Origin of the sequence: Vibrio sp. Vb1755 (genome assembly GCF_033338635.1) — a bacterium.
Classification (GTDB): Bacteria; Pseudomonadota; Gammaproteobacteria; order Enterobacterales; family Vibrionaceae; genus Vibrio; species Vibrio alginolyticus.
On record NZ_JAWOTA010000172.1, the window covers coordinates 1 to 1,347 of the forward strand.

The window sequence follows — 1,347 nt, forward strand, 5'->3', positions numbered from 1 at the left end:
CACAGTCATCTTGAAACCGATGCGACATCGCATCGGTTTACACAACGATTCACACTTCCTGCCGCATGAGGAAGTGTGAATCAGACAGATCATGATTTAATCGATCACACCACACACAATGCGCGCACCGCCGCCACCTAATTTGGCTGGTTGATCCGAGTGATTGTCCCCACCAGCATGAATCATCAAGGCTCTGCCTTTTAAATCCGACATTTTGAGGCGCGGAGCTAAAACCGGTTGGTTGGCGTTTCCTTCCATGTCGGCGTACAACGCTGGCAGATCGCCAAGATGGTTGCCATCGGTCCATGGAAAACCATGTTGGCCAGTATTGTCTGGGTCGTAATGGCCGTCCGCACCGCCACCTACTACGGTTTTACCGTCCTTTTCTGCACTGTCACAGGATGGGTTAGCGTGGACGTGAAAGCCATGTAGTCCGGCAGGAATTCCTGACAGATTCGGCGTGAATACAATTCCGTAGTCACTCTCTGATAATTCCACCGTACCGACGGCTTGGTTAGTACCCAAATCGGTCATGGTGATTGATTGGGCCAACGCGTTTGGTGTCATCACGAAAGCAGCCGCCGCTGAGATGCACAGCAATCCTTTTAACATGCGATTTCCTTCTTTATAAAGTATTCATTTGAGCGTATATCCAAGTGATTTGTTCTCGCAGCTAAGAGTTAGACCGTACATTTGTTTGAACTACTTTAGATCTCGCTATATATGGTCTAAAAATTAACTGTTCATTTAAACATCAAGCCATTTTATGAAACTTAACATATTGAGATTACTTGGTTATAAAAAGAATAGTCGCAGTTGAACAAATATGACGCTGAATTATCTAATTAATACAAAGTTAAATTTTTAATGAATTTACAACAAAGCTCACTGTTTGTTTATAGATAAAACTATTATTAAGCGTTTATCATAAAAATAGTCAATTTAATGAATATTTTAATATGTATTCAGTTGTTTATTGGTTGGAAGCGAAACTGTTGCTTATGTCATCAAATAAGCTAAAAAAGTGGAACTAAAGTCACTTAATAGCAGAGTAAAAAATTAAAGTCTGGTTTGAATAGGTAATAATGTTTTAGTAACAGATAGTTACGCGTTTAAAAATTAATAATATGGCTAATTTCCGACAAGGATCGAAAAAATGAGCGACAAGGATTCTATTCAGACTAATCGCAGCCGACGTAATTTTCTTAAAGGCGCAACGGGTGCCGTTGTAGCTGGTGTTGGTGCTTCTGCTTTTTCAGGTGTAGCACAAGCTCGAGAACAGAAAATTGATTGGAGCAGCCGCGGGCTAGGTAGAAAGCACGATAAGCGTTTTTGGCGTAAAGTGCA

Annotated in this window: 2 protein-coding genes; one reads left to right on the forward strand and one right to left on the reverse strand. The window is 41.3% G+C overall.

Annotated features, from left to right (window positions below; genetic code table 11):
• Positions 1-96: 96 nt before the first annotated feature.
• Entirely contained in the window at positions 97-612 is a 516-nt protein-coding gene (gene sodC / locus R7E00_RS23620) for a superoxide dismutase [Cu-Zn] SodC (protein WP_318124664.1), read from the reverse strand.
• A 544-nt stretch (positions 613-1,156) separates the two neighbouring features.
• Between sodC and R7E00_RS23625 the strand changes: the two genes are divergently transcribed.
• On the forward strand, positions 1,157-1,347 hold a 191-nt coding region (locus R7E00_RS23625), incomplete at its 3' end, for a twin-arginine translocation signal domain-containing protein (protein WP_318124665.1).